Source organism: Tepidibacter formicigenes DSM 15518 (genome assembly GCF_900142235.1).
Taxonomy (GTDB): Bacteria; Bacillota; Clostridia; order Peptostreptococcales; family Peptostreptococcaceae; genus Tepidibacter; species Tepidibacter formicigenes.
This window is the reverse complement of sequence record NZ_FRAE01000118.1, coordinates 1-3,127: the sequence shown is the minus strand read 5'-3', so window position 1 is coordinate 3,127 and position 3,127 is coordinate 1. Positions and strand designations below refer to the sequence as shown.

The 3,127-nt window shown below is 23.2% G+C and carries 3 protein-coding genes; all 3 read left to right on the top strand.

The window, feature by feature from the left end; all coding sequences use genetic code 11:
• Positions 1–305: 305 nt before the first annotated feature.
• Positions 306–1,700, top strand: coding sequence for an ATP-binding protein (locus tag BUA77_RS12960; protein ID WP_072890955.1), 1,395 nt, complete (start codon positions 306–308; stop codon positions 1,698–1,700).
• 139 nt (positions 1,701–1,839) lie between these two features.
• Positions 1,840–2,625 (top strand): ParA family protein, encoded by a 786-nt coding sequence (locus BUA77_RS12955; RefSeq protein WP_084605805.1) that lies wholly within the window; start codon positions 1,840–1,842, stop codon positions 2,623–2,625.
• 4 nt (positions 2,626–2,629) lie between these two features.
• Positions 2,630–2,962: a hypothetical protein gene (locus tag BUA77_RS12950; protein ID WP_072890950.1), complete on the top strand. Its 333-nt coding sequence runs from the start codon at positions 2,630–2,632 to the stop codon at positions 2,960–2,962.
• Positions 2,963–3,127 lie beyond the last annotated feature (165 nt).

Sequence of the window (3,127 nt, the reverse complement as noted above, 5' to 3'; positions counted from 1 at the left end):
TAGCTAAATTTAAAGCCTATGATACTTTTATAAATTCTATTTTGGATTACAATATCCTCTTTGGAAAAGCTAAAAGTGAATTTGAAAAAAGAAATAATGTCCGACTATGTTTACTACATCCACAGAATATACATTTAAAATATTTTTGAAACCAAAATTGAAACCACTATATATTTATTTTTGAATATAAATATGATATAAATAATAATAACAATTCCATTATGAAATATAAGGAGAAATACATACACTAAATATTATATTATAAAATATTATATTTCATAGTATAATATTTGTGAGGTGATATAATGTCTACTAAATTCATAAATAGAAACAGTGAACTTGAATTTTTAAACAATGAATACAATCAAAAAAGATCTTCTTTTATTGTTATATACGGAAGAAGAAGAATAGGAAAAACAGCTTTAATTAGACAATTTATAAAAGATAAGCCTAGTATATATTTTTTAGCATCTGAAGAAATGGAAACTCAAAACATAAACAATTTTAAAGAATTAGCAGCAGGTTTTACAGGAAACTCACTACTTAAAAAAGGTTTTGATTTTACTTGGGAAGATATATTTGAAGTTATAAAAGACTATAAAAAAGATACTAAAAAAATAATAGTAATAGATGAATTTCAGTATCTTGGAAAAATAAATAAATCATTTCCTTCCGTATTTCAAAGAATATGGGATAATATCTTAAAAGATGAAAATATAATGGTTATTTTATGCGGATCCTTAATAAACATGATGGAAAGTCAAACATTATCTTATTCTTCTCCTCTTTATGGAAGAAGAACAGGACAAATAAAAATGAAGCAAATTAGCTTTAATCACTATGGTGAATTTTTTAAAGAAAAATCCAAAAAAGAGCTAATAGAATACTTTTCTGTAACTGGTGGAGTTCCTAAGTATATAGAGCTTTTCAAAGAAGAAGAAAATATATTTGACTCTATTGAAAAAAATATAATAAACAAGCAAAGCTTTTTATACGAAGAACCTATATTTTTACTGGAGCAAGAAGTTGGAGATATTGGAACATATTTTTCTATAATAAAAACTATAGCCGCAGGTAATCATAAACTAGGTAAAATAGCAAGTGTACTTGGAACTAATCAAACTAGTTTAACTAGGTATTTAAAAATATTAATGGATCTTGATTTAATAGAAAGAATTGTTCCAATAACAGAAAAAAACCCTGAAAAAAGCAAAAAAGGTCTTTATTATATAAAAGATAATTTCATTGAATTTTGGTTTAAATTTATTTATCCATATAGAAGTTATATAGAGATTGAAGATAGTGATTATGTTATTAAAAAAATAAAAGACAATTTTATTGATAATCATGTAAGCTTTGTTTTTGAAGAGGTATGCAAAGAAGAAGTTTGGAATTTAAATAAACAAAACAAACTTAATTTTAAAGTTTTAAAACTAGGTAAATGGTGGGACAATTCAAATGAAATTGACATTGTAGGAATAAATGAAGATACTAAAGATATTCTAATAGGAGAATGTAAGTATTTAAATACTAAAGTAGATACAAATATATTCTATAAGTTAGTTGAAAAAGGAAAATTAATAGACTGGAACAAAGATAATAGAAAAGAGCATTATATACTATTTTCTAAATCAGGATTTACAGATTCATTGATTGAAGTATCTAAAAAAAGAGATGATTTAATGTTAGTTCAATTATAGGCTGAGTATGGTGAAATATTTTTGAAACCAAAATTGAAACCATTATTTATTTATTTTTGAATATAAATATGATATAACTAATAGTAACAATATTTATAAAAAAGTTACAGTTTTAAAAATTTTAAATGGGGTGGATACGTTGAAAATATTATCATTTGCAACTTTAAAGGGTGGAGTAGGAAAAACAATGTCTGTTTTTTCAGTTTCTTCTATTTTAGCTAAAGAATATAATAAAAAAGTTTTATGTATTGATGTAGATCCACAAGGAAATCTTACAAATAATTTTGGAATAGATGCTCAAAAAATAGCAACAGTTAAAGAAATTTTTGAAAATGAAGATATAAACTTTGATGACGTAGTAATAAAAAAACCTGTTGAAGAAATACCTAACTTAGATATTATTCCATCAAATATATATCTTACAGGAACTGAAATGAGAATAATAAATCTCACAGGTAGAGAATTTTTATTAAGAAATTACATAAAAAACAACAAGAATAAATTTAAAGAGTATGATTACATATTAATAGATACCAATCCATCTATTTCTGTTATTAATCAAAATGCTTTCATAGCTAGTGATGGAATTTTTCTAGTAAATGAAGTTGGTTTTAATAGTCTTTCAGGAAGCCAATTATTCATTACATTATGGCTTCAAATAGCAAAGCGTTTAGGTCTTGAAAATAATATTAAAGGATTTTTAATAAATAGATTTGATAAACGTACAAAATTAGCAGAGGAATTCTTAAATCATTGCAAAGAAACTAAATTTATTAAAGATATTATTTTTGATACAGTTATTCCTGTTAATATAAAACTTTCTGAAAGTGAATTAGAGAATAAACCTATAAATATTTTTGACACAAATAGTACAGGGTATAAAGCATATAAAAATCTTACAGATGAGTTAATAGAAAGGATGTAATAATATGAGTAATAGATTCAAAAATAAGGACAAATTTAATAACAATATTGATGATATTCTTAATGCTGGAAAAGAATTAAATAACGAAATAAAAAAAGACACAAAAGAATACGATAAATTTGAAACCAATTTTGAATACAATAATACATCCATTAACACTTCTAAAGATATAATATTTTTAGAAAAACAAGAAAAAGATGAAATGGTAAGAGTAAGTTTTTATATTAAGAAAAGTCAGCACGAGCTATTAAAAAAATATGCTAAAAAGACAAATAGAAATAAAAATGAATTTGTTAGATATATGATTGATAAATTTTTTGCTGCTGTAAAAAAATAATAAATACAAATTACATGATAAAAATGTTAAATAAAAAAAGAGATACTTTTTTCTAGTAAAAAGCCTCTCTTTTTTTAATATTAAGTAGGAAATTATAAAATTTCAAAATCTGTGGAAAACTTGCTAAAATATATGTATAAGTATTGAAAAAAGAGAGATGAAGAG